Annotated in this window: 16 protein-coding genes; 10 read left to right on the top strand and 6 right to left on the bottom strand. The window is 69.4% G+C overall.

What is annotated here, in order from left to right:
- Positions 1-124: 124 nt before the first annotated feature.
- Positions 125-982 carry an FAD binding domain-containing protein gene (locus C8P66_RS18595; RefSeq protein ID WP_111399792.1) on the bottom strand — a complete coding sequence of 286 codons (858 nt, stop codon included), beginning with the start codon at positions 980-982 and terminating at the stop codon, positions 125-127.
- Positions 983-1,091: 109 nt separating this feature from the next.
- Between C8P66_RS18595 and C8P66_RS18590 the strand changes: the two genes are divergently transcribed.
- From C8P66_RS18590 to C8P66_RS18565, 6 genes are read left to right on the top strand one after another with little or no spacing between them, the layout of a single operon-like run.
- Positions 1,092-2,252, top strand: a complete 1,161-nt coding sequence (locus C8P66_RS18590; RefSeq protein ID WP_111399786.1) for an amidohydrolase family protein — start codon at positions 1,092-1,094, stop codon at positions 2,250-2,252.
- Between the two features lie 4 nt (positions 2,253-2,256).
- Positions 2,257-2,835, top strand: coding sequence for an amino acid synthesis family protein (locus C8P66_RS18585; protein ID WP_111399785.1), 579 nt, complete (start codon positions 2,257-2,259; stop codon positions 2,833-2,835).
- A complete protein-coding gene (locus tag C8P66_RS18580; RefSeq protein ID WP_111399784.1) occupies positions 2,832-3,479 on the top strand; it encodes a DsbA family oxidoreductase in 648 nt (215 codons plus the stop codon). The genes C8P66_RS18585 and C8P66_RS18580 overlap by 4 nt, the downstream gene beginning before the upstream one ends.
- On the top strand, positions 3,476-4,099 hold the full coding sequence (locus tag C8P66_RS18575; protein ID WP_111399783.1) for a D-sedoheptulose 7-phosphate isomerase: 624 nt from the start codon (positions 3,476-3,478) through the stop codon (positions 4,097-4,099). The genes C8P66_RS18580 and C8P66_RS18575 overlap by 4 nt, the downstream gene beginning before the upstream one ends.
- A 48-nt stretch (positions 4,100-4,147) precedes the next feature.
- Positions 4,148-6,346, top strand: coding sequence for an exopolysaccharide transport family protein (locus tag C8P66_RS18570; protein ID WP_111399782.1), 2,199 nt, complete (start codon positions 4,148-4,150; stop codon positions 6,344-6,346).
- 3 nt (positions 6,347-6,349) lie between these two features.
- The gene (locus tag C8P66_RS18565; protein WP_245903667.1) at positions 6,350-7,072 is read left to right on the top strand and encodes a polysaccharide biosynthesis/export family protein; all 723 of its coding nucleotides are present in this window, start codon (positions 6,350-6,352) and stop codon (positions 7,070-7,072) included.
- A 9-nt stretch (positions 7,073-7,081) separates the two neighbouring features.
- Here C8P66_RS18565 and C8P66_RS18560 read toward each other — a convergent pair whose 3' ends face one another.
- A complete protein-coding gene (locus C8P66_RS18560; RefSeq protein ID WP_158537307.1) occupies positions 7,082-8,200 on the bottom strand; it encodes a Gfo/Idh/MocA family protein in 1,119 nt (372 codons plus the stop codon).
- 80 nt (positions 8,201-8,280) lie between these two features.
- On the opposite strand from C8P66_RS18560, the gene C8P66_RS18555 reads away from it, so the two are divergent.
- Together C8P66_RS18555 and C8P66_RS18550 are read left to right on the top strand one after the other, a co-directional pair.
- Positions 8,281-9,261, top strand: a complete 981-nt coding sequence (locus C8P66_RS18555) for an NAD-dependent epimerase/dehydratase family protein (protein WP_111399779.1) — start codon at positions 8,281-8,283, stop codon at positions 9,259-9,261.
- A 3-nt stretch (positions 9,262-9,264) separates the two neighbouring features.
- A complete protein-coding gene (locus tag C8P66_RS18550; RefSeq protein WP_111399778.1) occupies positions 9,265-10,233 on the top strand; it encodes a glycosyltransferase family 2 protein in 969 nt (322 codons plus the stop codon).
- A gap of 1 nt (position 10,234) precedes the next feature.
- On the opposite strand, the gene C8P66_RS18545 is transcribed toward C8P66_RS18550, so the two are convergent.
- On the bottom strand, positions 10,235-11,179 hold the full coding sequence (locus tag C8P66_RS18545; RefSeq protein ID WP_111399777.1) for a glycosyltransferase family 2 protein: 945 nt from the start codon (positions 11,177-11,179) through the stop codon (positions 10,235-10,237).
- A gap of 91 nt (positions 11,180-11,270) precedes the next feature.
- On the opposite strand from C8P66_RS18545, the gene C8P66_RS18540 reads away from it, so the two are divergent.
- Both C8P66_RS18540 and C8P66_RS18535 read left to right on the top strand, forming a co-directional pair.
- Complete coding sequence (locus C8P66_RS18540) at positions 11,271-12,029, top strand: WecB/TagA/CpsF family glycosyltransferase (protein WP_146422959.1); 759 nt, start codon at positions 11,271-11,273, stop codon at positions 12,027-12,029.
- Between the two features lie 240 nt (positions 12,030-12,269).
- Entirely contained in the window at positions 12,270-13,670 is a 1,401-nt protein-coding gene (locus C8P66_RS18535; RefSeq protein ID WP_158537306.1) for an exopolysaccharide biosynthesis polyprenyl glycosylphosphotransferase, read from the top strand.
- 25 nt (positions 13,671-13,695) lie between these two features.
- Here C8P66_RS18535 and C8P66_RS18530 read toward each other — a convergent pair whose 3' ends face one another.
- The 3 genes from C8P66_RS18530 to C8P66_RS18520 all read right to left on the bottom strand — a co-directional run bounded on the left by C8P66_RS18530 (position 13,696) and on the right by C8P66_RS18520 (position 17,922).
- On the bottom strand, positions 13,696-15,174 hold the full coding sequence (locus tag C8P66_RS18530) for a glycosyltransferase family protein (RefSeq protein WP_146422957.1): 1,479 nt from the start codon (positions 15,172-15,174) through the stop codon (positions 13,696-13,698).
- 139 nt (positions 15,175-15,313) lie between these two features.
- Positions 15,314-16,570 (bottom strand): lipopolysaccharide biosynthesis protein, encoded by a 1,257-nt coding sequence (locus C8P66_RS18525; protein WP_111399773.1) that lies wholly within the window; start codon positions 16,568-16,570, stop codon positions 15,314-15,316.
- Positions 16,571-16,581: 11 nt separating this feature from the next.
- Positions 16,582-17,922: an O-antigen ligase family protein gene (locus tag C8P66_RS18520; RefSeq protein ID WP_158537305.1), complete on the bottom strand. Its 1,341-nt coding sequence runs from the start codon at positions 17,920-17,922 to the stop codon at positions 16,582-16,584.
- Between the last annotated feature and the right edge of the window lie 433 nt (positions 17,923-18,355).

Raw genomic sequence — 18,355 nt, 5'->3', positions numbered from 1 at the left:
AAGGAAAACGCCACCATCAGGCCGTCATCGCCCTCGCAAGACGCCGCGTGAACGTGCTCTGGGCCGTCGTGCAAAACCGCACGCCCTTCCAGACCAGATTCAAAATGGCCGCTTGACTGAGCCATTAGGCTGCCACCGCACGGCGCAGCAGGGTCAGCGCCGCGGTCGCGCGATAGGCGGCATCGGCGCGGATATCGTCGATCGGCGACAGCCCCGACAGATGTGCCGACTGCATGATCTCCGGTGCATCCACCAGGCGCTGGCCGGTCAGCGCCGCCTCCAGCCCCGGCAGGCGCTGCGCCACCGCGCTGCAGGCCCCGACCGCGAGACCCGCCGCGCGGATGATGCCGTCCACAGCCTCGATCATCGCCGCGACCATGACGATGGAGATCACGAGATGCCTGCGCGCGCCGAGCTTGAGGAAGACCGAGCGCGCCGCCGCCGCCGGGCGCGGCAGCAGGATCGCGGTCATGATCTCGTCATCCGCGAGCGCCGTCGCGCGATTGCCGCGCAGGAAGGCGCCGAGCGGCAGCTCCCTGCGGCCGCCCCGGCTGGCGCATTCGACCAGTGCATCCATGACCAGCAGCGGCGGCACCCCATCCGCGGCCGGCGAGGCATTGCAGAGGTTGCCCCCGATGGTCCCGCGCGCCTGCACCTGCGGCCCGCCGACCCGGGCGGCGGCGGCGCGCATTGCGTCCCACCAGGGCGGCAGCGCGGCATCCCGCAGGCTCGCCCAGCTGGTGGTGGCGCCGATCCTCAGCCGGTCCTGCTCCCAGCCGATGCCCCGCAATTCGGGGATGGCGGAGATGTCGAGCCAGTCGCGCGGATGCGCCCGCCCCCAGGCCTCGGCCCCCGCGACGGCGGGCAGCAGATCCGTCGCCCCGGCCAGGACCCGCAGCGCGGGGTCCCCGGCCCTGAGGCGCAGCGCCTCCTCCAGCGATGTCGGGCGGTGCCAGCGCGGCTGGACGGGAGAAGTTCGCATCTTGGTCGAGTCTAGCCCCCGCCCCACGGCGGCGCCAAGCGCGGCCTTTACGCCCGCCGCCGCAGCCGCCAAGGATGCGGCCACGGGCAGAAGACGGGAGGCAGGGTCGGTGGCACGCATATTGGTCCGGAACATCGGCCTGCTGCTTTCGGGCGATATCGCGGAGCCTGTCCTGGCGGCCGATGCGCTGCTGATCGAGAAGGGGGTGATCCTCTCCATCGGCCGCCTCAGCGACCTCAACCAGCAGGATCTGACCCAAGTGATCGATGCCGGCGGCTGCGCCGTCGGGCCGGGGCTGATCGACAACCACGTCCATCCGGTGTTCGGGGACTGGACCCCGCGGCAGAATCAGACCGGCTGGATCGAGGCCTTCGTCCAGGGCGGCTGCACCACGATGTTCAGTGCCGGGGAGGTTCATCTGCCCGGCCGGCCCAAGGACCCGGTGGGGGTGAAGGCGCTGGCGATCACCGCACAGCGCTGCTTCGACGCCTTCCGCCCGCTCGGCGCGCGAGTGTTTGCCGGCGCGCCGGTCGCCGAACGCAGCATGGTCGAGGCCGATTACGCCGAGATGGCGGCATGCGGCGTCGGGCTGCTGGGCGAGATCGGCCTCGGCACCGTGCGGGAGCTGGAGGAAGCCCGGACCCATGCCGCCTGGGCACGGAAATACGGGCTCAACAGCATGATCCATTGCGGCGGGCCGTCGATCGCCGGCTCGAACCTCGTTGGCGCCGATGTGGTGATCGCGGCCGATTGCGACACGGTCGCCCATATCAACGGCGGCCCCACCAGCCTCGGCACCCGCGAGCTGACCCGGGTGATCGAGGGCACCACCCGCGCCATCGAGATCGTCCACAACGGCAATCCCCGCACCGCGCTGCATGCGTTGAATGTGTTGACCGAGATGGGGCGGCTCGACCGGCTGGTGATCGGGACCGACAGCCCGGCCGGCTCCGGCGTGCAGCCGCTCGGGGTGATGCGCACCATCTCCTTCCTGGTCAGCGTCGGCGGGCTGGAGCCCTCCATCGCCATCGCCTGCGCCAGCGGCAATACCGCCCGCTTTCGTGCCTTCTCCGGCGGGCGGATCGCGGCGGGGCTGCCGGCGGACCTGCTGTTCATGGACCAGCCCCAGGGCAGCGAGGCGACGGATGTGCTGGAGGCGCTGAGCCTCGGCGACCTGCCCGGCATCGGCATGGTGATGATCGACGGCGTGGCCCGCACCGGACGCAGCCGCAACACGCCGCCCGCGGCGCGCGTGCCGGTGGCGGCCTGAGACGATGATCATCCGCCGCATCACCGTCCTGCTGGACGAGACCCGGATGGAAATGGGGCGCCCTTTGCCCCAGCCGCTGCGCCGCGCCGTCGCCTGCGCGGTGATCCAGAACCCCTTTGCCGGGCGCTACGTCGAGGATCTGGCCGAGCTGGTCGAGACCGGCGCGGAACTCGGCGCGCTGCTCGCCGCCGAATGCATCGCGGCCTTGGGAATCGCGGGGCCGGCGGTGCACTCCTATGGCAAGGCCGCGATCGTCGGCGAGGCGGGTGAGCTGGAACATGCCGCGGCCTTGCTGCATCCGAAGATGGGTGCCCCGATCCGCGCGCTGATCGGCGGGGGTGCGGCGCTGATCCCCTCGGCCAAGAAATCCGGCGGGCCAGGGACCACCATCGACGTGCCGCTCGGCCACAAGGATGCGGCCTATGTCAGAAGCCATTATGATGCGATCGAGGCGCGCATCCCCGACGCGCCGCGCGCGGCGGAGATCATGGTCTGCGTCGCGCTGACCGCTGGCGGCCGGCCGTGGCCGCGGATCGGCGGGCTTGAGCTCAAGGACATTCAAGGAAAGGACGGTTTGCGATGACTGCTGGAACCATCGACGTCATCTCCGACGTGATCTGCCCCTGGTGCTGGATCGGCAAGCGCAACCTCTCGGTCGCGCTGGCGGCGCTGGAACAGGAAGGCCTGGTCTTCGCGCTGCGCTTCCGCCCCTTCCGGCTGAACCCCGACATGCCGCCCGAGGGCCGGCTGCGCGCCGATTACCGCCGCCAGAAATTCGGCAGCGACGAACGCGCCCGCGCCTTGGATGCGCGCGTCGCCGCCGTCGGTGCCGCGGCCGGGCTCGACTTCCGCTTCGACCTGATCGAGCGCACGCCGGACACGTTGCCGGCGCATCGGCTGATCCGCATGGCCGAGGCCGCCGGCACGCAGGATGAGGTGAAGGAGGCGCTGTTCTCCGCCTATTTCAACGAAGGCCGCGATATCTCCGATCTCGCGCTTCTCGATTCCATCGGCGCCGCGCATGGCATCGAGAATGCCGCCGCGCGCCTCGCCGGCGATGAGGAACGCGCCTGGGTGGAAGCGCAGGACCTTGGCGCACGCCAGGGTGGTATCGATGGTGTGCCGAGCTTCCTGCTCGACCGGCATGTGCTCGCCTCCGGCGCGCTGCCGCCGGAGGAGCTGGCGAGCATGCTCCGCCGCGGCGTCGCCGCGTTGGCACGGGCATGAAGGCCGCCGCAGAACTCGCCGCCTCGGCGGCGGCGATGGCCTCTCTCGCCGCGGATACAGCGATCTGTGCGTCCGTGGACCAGGCGGCGTCCCTCGTCGTCGCCAGCCTGCGCGATGGCGGCAAGCTGCTGCTCTGCGGCAATGGCGGCAGTGCGGCCGATGCGCAGCACTGGGCGGCGGAGCTCGTCTCCCGCTTCCAGTACGACCGGCCGGGGCTTGCCGCGATCGCGCTGACCACCGACAGCTCGATCATGACGGCGATCGGCAACGACTACGGCTACGAACGGCTGTTCGCGCGCCAGATCGAGGCGCTTGGCCGTGCGGGGGATGTGTTGTTCGCGCTCTCCACCTCCGGCAATTCGCCCAATATCCTTGCCGCCCTCACCACCGCGCGCGGCATGGGCATCGGCTGCGTCGGCTTCACCGGCGGCAGCGGTGGCAAGATGGTTGGCCTGTGCGACATCGCGCTGGTGATGCCCTCGACCAATACCGCGCGCATCCAGGAGGGGCATGAGGCGGTCGGCCACGCCATTTGCGGCATGATCGAACATCAAATCTTCCCAAAAAACGCTACGCCAGACGTAAGCTTGGATCGTGACTTGCCGGGCGGCGGCGTCTAATCTGACACTGATGCATCGTTTCATATCTTATCTCGGCTGCTCCGCCTGATGTCCGGCCTGGCACGTCTGCCGCAGCTCGCCGCGCCGATGGGCCGGCGCGATGTGGGCATGCCGGCGGAGCCCGCGCCCGAGCCCTTCCTCGGCCATCCCTATGGCGCCCCGCAGCCGACCCGCCTGACCTGGCCCGAGTTCCTGGTCACCGCCTGGGCCCGTCGACGCCCGATCTTCTTTGCTTTCGCGCTGCCGCTGCTTGCCGGGGTACTGCTGGCCATCATGGCGCCGCGCCAGTATCGCGCGGAGGCGGTTTTCCTGGTGCAGGCCAGCCGCGAGAACAGCGGCACGGCGGATCTGTCGGGCTTCGGCTCCACCGTGCAATCGATCGAACTGCTGAAGGTCGTGCGCTCGGAAGTGGAGATCATCACCAGCGATGCCGTGATCCGGCGCGCGCTGGAGAAGATCGGCGCCACGCGGCTTTACCCGTCCATGGCCGAGTCGGGTCGCTTCCCCTGGGATGCCTCGCCGAACCCCGACGACCGGCTGACGCTCGCCACCGAATGGTTCCGCAGCGACCTCAGGACCGAAACCGACCCGGGCAGCAATGTCCTGCGTGTCCGCTTCACCTACGGCAATCGCGCGCTGGGCATCGAGGCGCTGTCGGCCCTGGTTGAGGCCTACCTCGCTCGCCGCGTCGAGCTCTACGGCGAAGGCGGCTCGGCGATCCTGCAAGCGGATCTGGAGCGCTACACCGAGCATCTGCGTCAGGTCGAAGCCGAGATCCAGCAGGTGAAGACCGGACACCAGGTGCTGGATCTGGCGCAGGACCTGCAACTTGCCGGTGCGCGCCTGGATGCGATCACCCAGCGGGAAAACGCGTTGCGGCAACAGCGCGCGGCCTCGCTCGCACAGCTCGCCTCGGCCCAATCGCGGCTTGCGGCACAACCGGCGCGCGTGGTGGCCTCACGCGAAGCAACGAATCTTGCGCCGAATGATGACGGTCGCAACACGCTGATGCGGCTGCTGCAGGAACGCGACCACATCGTGCGGCAATACGCCGCGGACTATCCTGGCCTGCGCGACCTCGACCGCCGTATCGCCTCCGCCCGCGCCGTGCTCCAGGACAATGCGCGCAACGCCTTCACCACCACGCGGGAAGTGCGGAACCCGTCGGTCGAACTGCTCTCCACCCGCGTCGTCAGCCTGCAGGTCGAGACCGACGCGGCGCAGAAGGAAATGGAGGAACTCGCCGCCCAGCGGGTCACCGCCGAGCAGCGCAGCACCAACCTGCTGGAAGCCGAGAACCAGCTGCGCGACCTGCAACGCCGGCGCGACGGGCTGGAGTCGGTCTATCGCCAGTTCACCTCACGCGAGGCGGGCGCGCGCGTCGACGAGGACGCGCGCCGGCAGCGCAACGCCAACATCAATGTGGTGCAGCAGCCCAACGCCCCGCTGAACGGTTCCACCCGGCGCTGGCTCTTCCTCTTCGCCGGGCTGCTCACCGGCGGGCTGGCCGCAGCCGCCGCGGCGGTGCTGCTGACCGTGACGCGACGGACCTATTCGACCCCCGCCGAAGCGGCGCGCGGCCTCAGCCTGCCCGCGCTTGCCGCCTTCAAGAGCCTCGAAAAGGCGGCGCGAGATCTGAAGGAGGATGACGATGTCACCGAATTCGCCTCGCTGCTGCTCGATGCACGGGTCAACGACCACCGGCTGCAGGTCGTGCAGCTTATCTCCGCCGATCCCGCCGATGGCCGGGGCGATCTGGCGCGCACGCTCGCCGTCGAACTCGCCCGGGCCCGCGGGCAGGAGACATTGCTGATCGACCTGCAATCCGACGGGCGCGCGCATCTCGCGGCACTTGGCGCGCAGCCGATGGAGGTGGACCGGATCGAGGGCCATGTGCTGGCCTTCGGCACCGTCATCCCGACGCTCTGGATCGCCTATGACGCGCGACATTCGCATCTGACCGATCCGCGCGTGGGCGAGGCCGAAACCCGCCTCCTGCTCCAGACGCTGAAGCGCGAGTTCGCCGTGGTCATCATCATCGGACCCGATCCGTCCGAGAGCTATTCGCTGCGCCGGTTGACCGCGCTGGTGGATGGCAATGTCGTCGTCATCCGCGGCAACGCCACCGAGGGCGCGAAGGCGCGGTTGAGCCGGGATTCCATCCTCATGTCCGGCGGGCCCCTGCTCGGCCTCGCCTTCACCGATCAGCGCCCGGCGCTGCCGACCGAACTCGCGGGGCTGGTGTAGATCGTGCGATTTGCCAGCATTCCGTTCACCTGCATTCTGCTGCTGCTCGCCGGCTGCACCACGGCCAACCTTCGGCCGGTCGAGACCGATCCCGCCGGCTTCGCGCCCTGGGCCGAGGTCTCGCCCGCCTATCGCGTCTCGGCTGGGGACAAGCTGCGGGTGCAGTTCCTGTTGACGCCCGAGATGGGCGAAACCTCGCTGGTCGCGCCCGATGGTGCGATCGGGCTGCGCGCCGCCGGGCGCGTGATGGCCGGGGGCAAGACGACCGACGAGCTTGAGGCCGCGATCGCCCTCGCCTCCCGCCGCACCCTCACCGAGCCCATCGTCACCGTTTCGCTTGAGGAGGCCGGCGGCTCGATGGTCTTCGTCGGCGGCGCGGTGAAGCGCGGCGGCGCCTACCCGTTGTCCGGCCGGCGCGGTGTCATCGAACAGGTGCTGCTGGCCGGCGGCTTCGAGCCGGAGGCGCGGGTGAGCCAGGTCATCCTCATCCGCCGCAACCCGCAGAACCAGCCGATGCTGCGGACGCTGGATCTGCAGCAGCAGCTCAACACCGGCGGGCTGCCGAGCGATGTGCCGTTGTTCCCGGGCGATATCATCTTCGTGCCGCGCAGCCGGATCGCCGAGGTCAACCTTTGGGTCGACCAGTTCATCACCCGCGCGGTGCCGTTCAACCCGAGCTTCAGCTACACGATCAACCGCAACATCGGCGCCGGCTTCGTTCCCTGAGCTGACGGGCTAAAGCCCCGTCAGCATCTGTCGCGTGCCGCCGCCGGGCGCCTGCAAGGCCACCGTCACCTCGGTGACGTGCACCGCCAGGGCGGCAAGTGCCGCGGTCTCGCCACCGCTTTCGATCCGCGCCGCAAGCTCGGCAACACCGCGGGAAAAATCCATCGTCGGTTGCCGGCGGCGTCGCCGGCGCGCCGTGACCGAAAGGCCCCGGCCCAGCAGCACCCCCGGCAGCCAGCGCGCGAGCTTCAGCTCCAACTTTCGTGTCGCACGCTGCAAGAAACCCTGCCCCGTGCGGCTCCAGCGCAGGCTGGCGCGGTTGTCCCAGACGTCGGAGACGGTCAGCACGCCCTCGGTGCCGACCACGCGCAGCAGCCGGTTCACCGGGGCGACGATGCCCAGCGTGATGCGCGCGAGCAGGCCGTGGTCGAATTCCAGCACCCCGATCGCGCAATCGGGGTTTTGCGCGCCCACGCCGATGTCACGCCCCTTCTCCGGCACCAGCAGCGCGCTGATCGCGGTCACCCGCCGCACCGGGCCGAACAGCCGCACCAGCGGGGCGATCTGGTAGCCGGCGTGCTCGAAGGTGCAGCCGATCTCGAACTCATCCTTCGCCGGCCAGACCGCGCCCGAATGGCTGATCCAGCCACCCGTCGCGAGATAGGGCACCAGCCCGTCATCCATCTCCGCCTGCGCCATCAGCACTCGTCCGGCGCGACCGGCCCGCAGCTCCCGCGCCATCGCCTCGATCGGGCCGCTGAGATGGTTGCAGGGGGCGGCGGCGAGGCCGAGGCCACGCTCGGCGGCCAAGGCCCGCAACGCCTCCGCCTCCGGCATCGACATCGCCAGCGGCTTCTCGGAATACACGGGCTTGCCGGCCAGCAACGCGGCGCGCGACACCTCGAAATGGCTGCGTGGATTGGTGAGGTTCACGACCATCCCGACCGCCGGATCGGCCAGCAGCGCATCGAGGCTTTCGTAGGCCGGAACGCCATAATAGCCGATGAAGCGGGCAAGCTGCGCCGGGTCGCGATCATAGACGCCGGCGAGGGAAAGCCCCGAATGGTCGGGCAGCGTGGTCATGTAGTAATCGGCGACCCAACCGCAGCCCACGAATGCAATCTTCACCGGAAAATTCCCATGCTGCGCGTGGCTTATCGGGTCTGGTTGCGGCATTGTCCAACCACCAATGACCACCCTCATTCCCCTTGCCTGACCTGCTGATCACCGGTGCCAGCGGCTTCGTGGGCAGCGCCATCGCCCGCCGGCTGACGCGGGCCGGCACCGGGGCACGCATCTTCGGTGCCACGCGCGACGCTGGCCGGGCGCTCGCCGCCGGCGTGGTGCCGCGCGTGATGGATCTGCGCGATCCCGCCGGGCTGCCGGCCGCACTTCGCGGGATCGACACGGTGCTGCATTGCGCGGTCGGCGACCGCGCCACCACCGCCGATGGGAGCGGCGCCCTGTTCGCCGCCGCGGCGCGGGCGGGCGTGCGGCGCGTCGTGCATCTCAGCAGCATCAGCGTCTATGGCGACGCGACCGGCCGGGTCGATGAGGACCGCCCCCTGCTTTCCGGCAGCGGGCGCGGCTATCCGCATTGGAAGGCGGCGGCCGAGGCCCATGCCCGCGCCGCGGGGATCGAGGTCGCGATTCTGCGCCCCACCATCATCTATGGCGCGGGCTCGGAGCTTTGGGTGGGCAAGATGGCGCGCCGCCTCGCCACCGGCGCCTGGGGCGGCTTCGGGGCCGCCGGCGAGGGCCTGTGCAACCTCGTGCATGTCGATGATGTCGCCGAGGCCGCGATCGCCGCCATCGCCGCCCCGCTCGAGGGCACCGAGGCGATGAACATCTCCGGCCCCGACATCGTCACCTGGAATGGCTGGTTCCGCCAGCTCGCCGCCGCCATGGGCCGCCCCGCCCCGCCCGAGATCAGCCCCGCGACGCTCTGGTGGCGCAGCCTCAGCGGACTGCTGCTGAAGGTGCTGGCTCGGCTCGCGCCGCCGCTGCGCGCGCCCCTCGCGCAGCGCATCCTGATCTCGCCGGGGCCGGGGGAGCTGGCACTCTTCGCCCGCCGCGCGATCTATCCGACCGATCGCGCGCGGGCGCGGCTTGGCTGGGCGCCGCGCATCGGCCTCGCCGAGGGCTTGCGGGACAGCGCCGACTGGCTGCGCCGAAGCGGACTCGCCTGACGCATGGCCCCCATCGTCTCGGTGGTGATCTGCACCTACAACCGCCCTGCCCTCTTCGCCCGCACGCTGCGGATCTGCCTCGATCAGGCGACGCTGACCGGCCTCGCCCATGAGATCGTGGTCGCGGACAACGGCCCCGCCCGCCATGCCCAGGGCATCGTCGACCGCATGGCCGCGACGGTGCCGGTCCGCTGCATCCCATGCGGGCCGCCCAACATCTCGATCGCGCGCAACGCCGGCATCGCGGCGGCACGGGCGCCGCTGATCGCCTTCCTCGACGATGATCTGGAGGTCGCGCCGGGGTGGTTGGATGCGCTGGTGGCGGTGATGGCCGATGACCGCGTGGATGCGGCGCTGGGCCCGGTGCGCCCGGTGTTCGAGGACGGGCGGCCGCCGGGCTGGGACCCCGGCGCCTCTGCCTTCACCCGCGTCCTCGACCTGCCCACGGGCACCCCGATCGCGGCGGCGGGGCCGTTGCAGCCCCCTGGGTTCGTGGTCAGCACCGCAAGCTCGATCTGGCGCCGTGCCACCTGCTTCACCGATCCAGCCCCCTTCGATGTCGCCTATGGCGCCTCGGGGGGCGAGGATCTGGATCTGTTCCTGCGGCTGCAAAACCGTGGGCGCCGCTTTGCCTGGTGCGCCGGCGCGGCGGTGATGGAGACGGTGCTGCCGCATCGCACCGGCTTTCCCTTCAACCGGCAGCGCGCCTACACCTTTGCCCAGGCCTATGCCTCGGCGACCGTGGGCAATGCGCCGCACCCGCTCCGCACGGCGCTGCGGCTGCGCGCGATCGGCCTCGCGCAGGCGGTGGTGCATGGCGGCGTGGCGGTGCTGCTCTCATTGGCGGCGTGGCTGCTGCCGGCGGCACGGCCTCTGGCACAACGGCAGGCGCTGCGCGCGGTGGCGGGCTGGGGCAAGGTCGCCTGGCACGACCGCCACGGCCTCTACCAAAGCGAGGCTCCGGGCGGCTGACTCAGCCCTGTGGGGGCTCGGGGATGAAGTCCAGATCCCCGCCGAGGCCGAGCTTGCCCAGGCCTTTGGCGACGCCGAACCGATGCCGCATCGCCCCCCGCGTCAGCAGCCAGAGCCCGCCATGCACCACCACCTGGGCCAGGCCGATGCCGATGATGCCTAGCGCCGTCAACATGCGATTGTCGCCGACCGCGAGCCGCGCCATGCGCGAATGCCGGGCGCTGCGCCACAGCCGCTCGCGCATATAGGCCGCGGTCTGCCGCCCGGTCTGGTTGATCTCCACCACCCGCGCCGAGGGCGTCCAGATGAAACGCCGGCCCTGCTTGGCCAGGCGGAAGAACAGCAGGCTGTCCTCGCCGCCGGAGCGGCCCATCGTCTCGTCGAAGGGCAGCGGCGCGTCCAGGCAGGTCGCGACCCTCAGCATGGCATTGCCGGTGCCGAGGCCGCGCCCGCTGGCGGACCACCAGTTCAGCGGATTGAGCGCGGCCCCAGCGGCCAGGCCGAAATCGACGGTGTAGAAATGCGCCTGCGGGTCCCATCCGGGTGCCGCCCCCCCCTCGAAGATCGGGAATTTGGGGCCGAAGGAGGCATCGGCGCCGCTCGCCTCCAGCGCGGCCAGATGCTGCGCCAGGCACTCGGGCTCGGGCGCCTCGTCATCGTCGAGGAAGGCGACGAAGCGCCCCCGCGCCGCCTCCACGCCACGGTTGCGGGCGGCGGCGATATTGCGAAAGGGGGCGGCGGGAATGTGGCGGATCGTCAGCCCGGGCATCGGCGGCGTATCGGCGGCAAGCTGGTCGGGATGATTGTCGGCGATGATCACTTCCCAGATCACGCCCGCAGGCAGCACCTGTTCGGCGAGCGCCGCAAGGGTCCGGCGCAGCAGCCCCATTCGGTCGAAACATGCGACGACGACGCTGATCGTCACCGCATCCGCATTCCTGTCCATCCTCGCGCAGCCTCTCGCTCATCGCAATCTTGGCATAGCGCCGCGCGGGGGCTTTGTCGCGCGGGGAAGAGCGCGGCTATGCTGCACTGCGATGCCCCTGCCCCTCCCCCCGGTCCCGCGCCTGCGCTTCCTCGGCTTCGACTTCGTCGATCTGCCCATGGCGGAGGTTGTCCGCCTCATCGCGCAGGCCGCGACACAGCCGGTGTTCCGTTACGTCGCCACGCCGAATGCCTCGCATCTTTCCATGCTGGATGAGGGCAAGGGGGGCATGCGGGCGCTGTTCGCGCGCGCCGACTTCCTGCTGCTGGACAGCCGTGTCGTGCGGCTGGTCGCGCGTCTCGTCCGGCTTCCGGCGCCACCGGTCGTGCCGGGATCGGACCTCGTCGCCACTGTGTTTGCCGATGCCGTCACGGAAGATACGACGATCTGCGTCATCGGCAGCCGGCCCGATGCCATCGCGATCCTGCGCCAGCGCTACCGGCTGAAGCATCTGGTGCACCACGAACCACCCTGGGGGCTGGCGACCAACCCCGAGGCGATGGCGGCGGCGGTCGCGGCCGCGCTGGCGGCGGCGGCCGACTATACCTTCATCGCCGTCGGCTCGCCGCAGGGCGAGGCGCTGGCCCTGCGCATCGCGGCCACCGGCCAGGCGCGCGGGGTCGGACTCTGTTGTGGCGCCGCGATCGACTTCCTGACCGGGACGCAACGCCGCGCGCCGAAGCTGATGCGGTCCCTCAGCCTGGAATGGGCCTATCGCCTTGCCATGAACCCACGCCGGATGCTGCGCCGCTATCTGGTGGACAGCACCGCCGGCCTCGCTCTGGTGCTGCGCGCGGCGCTGCACCGGTGAGTGTCATCGCTTCCGACTTCCGCCTAGTCATGTTAAATCCGAATACCGGGCTGGTGAGCTGCGTCAATCCGCGGGCGCCCTGTCGCGGTTTCGACCGCACGGGGGCGCATCGGCGATGAGTTTGGCAACCGGTGTTTCTCCCTCGGCCGATCGGCCTGCACTGAGGCGGCGCGCGCCGCCCGGTCCCGCTTCCGGCCGCCTTCGCCGATGAATGCGACTTTCGTGCCTGTGCTCCCGCAGATGGCGACGGCGCCTCGGCGTAGCGGCGGCATCAATCCACGTCTGGCCGGCGTGCTGCTTGGCCTGACCGAGGCGCTGGCGATGGCGGCGGCGGGTATCGTGCTGGCGCGGCTGCAGCACCCGGCGGATTTCTCGGCGCTGGCCTTCGCTGCCTGTGGGCTGGTGCCGATGCACCTCGTGCTCTGTGGGCTGCTCGGCGGGTTCGCGGACCTGCCGATGGACCGACGGACCGGGCGCGGGCTGCGGTCGGTGGTTGGCAGCGTGGTCGCCCTGGCGGTGTTCACTGTGCCGATGCCGCTGCAGACCTCCCACTGGGGGCTGCTGGTCTGGGTGGCGGCGACCGGGGCGACGTCCGGCACGCTGTTGGTGCTGCTGCGGCGGGGGGCTTCCCGGCCTGCCTTGCGCGACCTGGTGCGACGCCCGGTCCGGCCCGCGGCGCTGATCGGCGACAGCCAGGCGGCGGTCGAGATGCTGCCCATACTCGAGCGCGGCGGCTTCGCCGTCACCGGCTTCTATGACGACCGCTTCACGCGCCCTGGTCCGCTCGGGCAGTACCTGCCGCGGCTGGGCAGCGTGGCCGATCTGATCGCCTCGGCCGAGCATGAGGATCTGTCCGATGTCTTCCTCGCTTTGCCCTGGACCGCGGGCGGGCGCATCGCCGACCTCTGCGCGCGGTTGCGGTTCCTGCCGATTACGCTGCGCCTGATCCCGGACCAGCCCCCCCCCTTGGCCACCGACCGCGCCGACAGCCCGGAGCCCTTCATCCCGGTGCTGCTTCGCCCGCCGCTCTCGACGACGATGCTCGCGCTGAAGGACATCTTCGACCGCATCGGCGCCGCGATCCTTCTCACGCTCTTTCTGCCGGTTCTGGTCATCGTGCCGATCCTGATCCGACTCGACACGCCCGGGCCGGTATTCTTCCGCCAGAACCGGATCGGGCGCTTCGGCGAACGCTTCCGCATCTTCAAATACCGCACCCTCCGCGTGGAGGAGGCCGATGCCGAGGCCAGCGTGCAGGTCGACCGGGGCGACCACCGCGTCACCCGGGTCGGCTGGTTCCTGCGCAAGTATTCGCTGGATGAGCTGCCGCAACTCTTCAACGTGCTACGTGGCGAGATGTCGCTGGTCGGCCCGCGTCCGCATGCGCCGGGCACCACCACCGAAGGGCGCATCTTCTCCGAAGTCGTGCCGGAATATCCGTTGCGATACCGCGTCAAGCCGGGGCTGACCGGGCTTGCCCAGGTCAATGGCTGGCGCGGCCGCACCGATACCGTGGACAAGCTGCGCCGGCGTGTCGACGACGACTTCAGCTATATCCGCGAATGGTCGCTGATGTCCGATCTCATCATCCTGTTGCGGACCTTGCCGGCCGTGCTGTACCCGCCGCGCGACAATCTCTGAGGCGGGTTGTGCAAGGCCAGGAGACCTATCGTGCCGGACAACCAGCATAGAGCGCCCAAGCGCCTGCCTGGGCCAATGGCGTCAGGCTGCAGGCGCCATCGGCGAGTGTTGCGATCTGGGCAGGGCTGGCGCCGCGGGTGAAGATGTAGTCGTACCGTGCGCCTCCGTGCTCGGTGAAGCGGAATGCCTCCGGTCGCAGTTCGATCGATTCCGGCAGGTTCGGTTCTTCGCCCCGCCGGTAGCGCACGATGCCCGGCAGGAAGAAGGCGAAGTTGAATTCGACGAAGCCATGCGACCGCGCCTGATACCAGGCCGGGAAATGCATGTAGAGATCGCGATTGTTCATCGCCGGGCTGTTGCGGTCGAAGATCAGCGACAAGGCGAGGCCCCCTGGCGCGGCAACGCCGAGCACATGGTTGAAGTCTTGCGCCTCCACCTCGTAGCGCAGCAGGCGCCGCGTCGAGATGCCGAAGAAGATGAGGCAGGCGCTGAGCCCGAGCAGAAGCGCCACCCGCGCCCGGAACGGTGTCGCCGGTGCCGCCTCGAACATCAGCGCGTAGAAGGGCAGGCTGAACAGCGCGAAGCGTTCATACAGGAAGCCCGTCTGCATCGCGGTGTTCGGCACCAGCATCCAGATCGCCACGATCGTCGCGAAGGGGAAAAGCCGATCCATCCTCCGCCAGTCGATCCGCGCACCAAGGACCAGTGGCACGGCGAAAAATGCAAAGCAAAGCGGGGACAGCGACAGGTCTGCGATGGTGCCGAGCGGATAGACGAAGAATTCCCCCAGCCGCTGCCAGGTCGCGCCCCAGTTGGTCCGCAGATGTGCGCCATAGGCATGGCTCGGGACGCCATTGGCATCGAAATCCACCGGCAGCGGCGCGGTCAGGAAATAGACCATGGCGATCCCCGCGAGGATGAGGAAGGGCCAAAGCGCCGTCAGCGGCCGCTCCCGCCGAAACAGCCGCGGCAACAGGAAGCCGCCGGAGATCGCGCCGCCAAGAAGGAACATCAGACCGTGGCTGAAGAACAGCAGGCAGCCCATCAAAAGCAGCCGCAGTCCTGGCAGCCCACCGCCACGTTCCGCATAGGCGTGTCCAACCGCAAGCATGAGGATGCAGACCGGCGCCGCCACCAAGAAAGGCAGGAAGCCCCAGAGGTAGGGAAAACCGAAGAAGCTTGGCAGGAACAGCCAGTCGAGCCGGGCGTCGCCGCCCAGGCGGCGACGCAGAAGGACGAGGCCGCCCACGGTGGCGAGATACGAGAGGCTGAGCAGGATCTTGAACGCGGTCGCGATGGGAAAGACCAGATGCAGCGCCGCCGCGGAGAGATAGGCAACGAGATAGGGCGTGGCGAAATTCAGATGCGCCAGGCCGGACCAGCGGAAGTCGCCCAGAAGCAGATCCATCATCGCCGCAACCTGCCCCGCGTGCTGCGGCAGATCGACCATCGGCGGCAGTTCGGCAAACCAGGGAAGCAGTGCGGCGAAGGATAGCAACAGCAAGATCGCAGCGCGCTCGGAGCGTGCCCATACCGATGAAACCACTCGAAGCATTACCGAGAAAGCCCCCTGATCTGCTTCGTATCGTTTCACCCCGGTTTGGCTTATGCGCTCTCCTGTGGCTCCGCAAGGTCTGCTGCCTTCAGCGATCCGCCGATGCCGTCACGACCCGGTACAGCAGCGCCGCCAGCACCGCCTGACCACAGGCCAGGGCAATCAGACTGCCGGCAGCCCCCGCCCAGAGGATCAAGGGCACCACGGCAATCAATACCGGCAGTGCTGTGATCGCGTTCAGCACCGTCAGCGCACGGAACTCCGCCCGGGCCTGGAGCTGCGCCGACAAATTCTCCGTCAGCGCCTGCAGCGCATAGACGAGCCCCCAGCCGACCATCAGCACGCCAACCCCGGCATAGGCATCACGCAGCACCAACGCGCGCACCGCATCCCAGCCGAGGAGCAGCGCGATCCCGTAAAGCACCAGCAGCACCAGCACGAGCAGCACCGCCTCCCCTGCCAGCCGCCGCAGCCGAGCCCCCTGCCCCTCGGCATGCAGCACCGCGAGACGCGGGATCAGGGTGCGATTGACCCCTGTGGTCAGCAGCGCTGCGGGGGACATCAGCATGCGTGCCGCATTCAGCTCCGCGACCGTCTCGGCGCTGGTGAGCCAGGCGAGCAAATACACATGCGCATTGTTCTGCGCGACCGTGACCGCGACGCCGCCGAGCGCCCATCGTCCCTGCTGCCAGGCCTCGGCCAAGGCCGCGCCGCATTGGCGCCGCGCCGCCGCAAGAGGCAGGCGCGCGCCCCACAGGCCCAGCAGGCTGGTGACGGCGCAGGCAATGCCGAAGCCGCCGAGACCCGCGACATGCACCGGCATGCCGAGCGCCAGCCCGGCCACGAAGAACCCGGCCCAGCCAAGGCCATTGACAATGTCGAGCCCGAGCGCCTCCGCCGGGCGATGCAGCACCAGCCGGTGGTAGCGCAGGAAATCCAGCGTCATCGCCATGGGCGCGGCGAGGATGCTGAGGAAGACCGTCTGCTGCGTGGCGGTGCCGCTGCCGGGCGGGGTCGCGAGACCGGCGGCCAGCGCGGCCGCGAGCATGACCAGGCACAGCAGCGCGGACGCCACCGTCTGCCCGAGCAGCAGCGCCGCGGCGAAGCGGGGCCGCTCCGTGGGCGCGCGATGATAGACGCGGGCGGTGAGCTGCGCACCGAACAAGCCTGCCGCGAAGCCGGTGGCGATGATCACCGCCATGTAGCCCAGGCTATAGACGCCGAACTCCGCCTTGGTGCCGAGCCGCAGCACGGCCAGCCCGATACCGAGGTTGGCGAGGCTGATGACCCCCTGGTTCAGCACGCCGACGACCGCGCCAAGGCGCCGGCCCTCAAGCAGGCGCACCGCCCGCCGCCTCAAGCCATGCGTCCGGCCGTTCTGATCCCGGCATGGAGCCGGTCGCCGCCGGAGCGGATAGGGGCAAGATCGAGCCACAGCATGATCCACAGCACCATCGTCAGGTTGACGCGGTAGATCGCGGCCTCGCCATAGCCATAGAGCGTGGCGGTGATGAGGAAGATGAGGCCCCAGATCGCGACCTGCCGCTTGGGGCCGCCGAGCGCCCTTAGCACGCGCAGGAGCGTGGCACAGGCGACAAGGGCGATCAGCGTGACGCCGATCCAGCCCAATTGCAGGGCGATGTCGAGGAAGGCGTTGTGGGCATGCGGGACGAGCCATTGCAGATCCTGCCAGATCTGTTCGGCCGGTCGCGCCCCCTGGATCCAGAAGGCGGAGAAGCCCCAGCCGAGCCAGGGCCGTTCGTCGATCATGCGATGGACGGCCTGCCAGATGAAGACGCGTCCGGTCAGCGTCTGGTCCTTGCCGATAAGCTCGAAGATCCCTTCAAGCCCGAAGAAGCCGAACCCGATGGTCGCAAGCCCGAAGCCGAGGCTTGCCGCCAGCATCAGCACGCCGAGCCAGCCGCCACCGCGACGGATCAGCAAGATCCCCAACGTCACCCCGGCGACCGCCATCGAGAGCAGCAGCGAAGTGGTGGAGCGCGACAGCACCAGCATCGCGAGCAGGAACAGGATGATCGCGATATCGCGCAGACGCACCCGTACCTGATGCAGGAGCAGGAAGCTCATTGCCAGCATGCCATCGAGCAAAGCGGCGCCGAAGGAGTTCTTGACGCCATAGATGCCGCGGACGGCATTGGCGTACTCGCCGGTGTCGAAGCCGATCGTCGGGCGCAGGAGGACTTCCAACAGGCTCGCCCCCGCACCGAGGAGCGCGCCGAGCAGGGCGAGGCGCATGAAGCCGCGCAAACCGTGGCGATCATAGGCGTAGAGCGTGAAGACGATGAGCGCGCCGAAACCGATGCTGCGACGCAGGGTATGCTCGAACGACTGCGACCACAGCACGGAGGCCAAAGTGAAGCCGAGCAGCAGCAGGAAAGGGGCGGTCCCGGCAAGCAGGCCCAGGATGCGGCGCCAATGCCGCAGCGCATAGATCGCGCTGCCGGTCAGGATGATGGCATGGAACAGCGTGTTGAGCGGATCAAAGGCGCCCAGGTCGACATCATCCGGCGCACCGGCGGAATCCAGCACCAGGATCGCGGCGCTGTAGAACAGGGCACCGAAGACCGTGAACGCCTGGGACATCGGCCCCGGCGTCGGCGCCAGCACCACCTTCAGCCGCGCGGGAGGCTCCGCGATCTGGCCTTGGCCTGTGGCGGAAAGATGGATGAGAGGCATCGGCTGGCCCGCGATCGACGACGGCGCGGAACGGGTGTCGTCACGCGTAAGGCACTGGCAGAATAAGGCGGATATCCTGGCCACCACAAGCGCAACCCTGGAATCGCAAGCCGTTTCATGGCCTTGCCACCCTCCGCCGAGCGCCTCAGCCGCCGAGCCAAAGCGCCGCCTCGGCCATCGTCCAGGCGGCCGGCAAGCCCAGGATGAAGGCCCAAAGGGCTTCCCGGAGCGCTGGCGGCAGCTCCGGTTCGGCAGGCAGCACGTCCCGCGGCACCGCCGTCCCGGAACGGCGGAGGCACGGGCGCCGGCGAGATTCACGCCGCGTCTGGCGTGTTTTGGAGGGCGCATCGCGGCGCCAGGCGGGTAGATTTTTTGGCATGAGTCACGGTAACCCGATGTCGTGATGAGAACATATAAGGAACTCGTTAAGGTT

Source organism: Humitalea rosea (genome assembly GCF_003253705.1).
GTDB classification, from domain to species: domain Bacteria; phylum Pseudomonadota; class Alphaproteobacteria; order Acetobacterales; family Acetobacteraceae; genus Humitalea; species Humitalea rosea.
This window is presented reverse-complemented; position numbering and strand designations above follow the sequence as displayed.

Excerpts from the sequence above, each read along its gene's own strand:
- C8P66_RS18595 (WP_111399792.1), bottom strand. The coding sequence starts at position 982 with ATGCGAACTTCTCCCGTCCAGCCGCGCTGGCACCGCCCGACATCGCTG.
- C8P66_RS18585 (WP_111399785.1), top strand. The coding sequence starts at position 2,257 with ATGATCATCCGCCGCATCACCGTCCTGCTGGACGAGACCCGGATGGAA.
- C8P66_RS18580 (WP_111399784.1), top strand. The coding sequence starts at position 2,832 with ATGACTGCTGGAACCATCGACGTCATCTCCGACGTGATCTGCCCCTGG.
- C8P66_RS18575 (WP_111399783.1), top strand. The coding sequence starts at position 3,476 with ATGAAGGCCGCCGCAGAACTCGCCGCCTCGGCGGCGGCGATGGCCTCT.
- C8P66_RS18570 (WP_111399782.1), top strand. The coding sequence starts at position 4,148 with ATGTCCGGCCTGGCACGTCTGCCGCAGCTCGCCGCGCCGATGGGCCGG.
- C8P66_RS18550 (WP_111399778.1), top strand. The coding sequence starts at position 9,265 with ATGGCCCCCATCGTCTCGGTGGTGATCTGCACCTACAACCGCCCTGCC.
- C8P66_RS18545 (WP_111399777.1), bottom strand. The coding sequence starts at position 11,179 with ATGGACAGGAATGCGGATGCGGTGACGATCAGCGTCGTCGTCGCATGT.
- C8P66_RS18540 (WP_146422959.1), top strand. The coding sequence starts at position 11,271 with ATGCCCCTGCCCCTCCCCCCGGTCCCGCGCCTGCGCTTCCTCGGCTTC.
- C8P66_RS18535 (WP_158537306.1), top strand. The coding sequence starts at position 12,270 with ATGGCGACGGCGCCTCGGCGTAGCGGCGGCATCAATCCACGTCTGGCC.
- C8P66_RS18520 (WP_158537305.1), bottom strand. The coding sequence starts at position 17,922 with ATGCCTCTCATCCATCTTTCCGCCACAGGCCAAGGCCAGATCGCGGAG.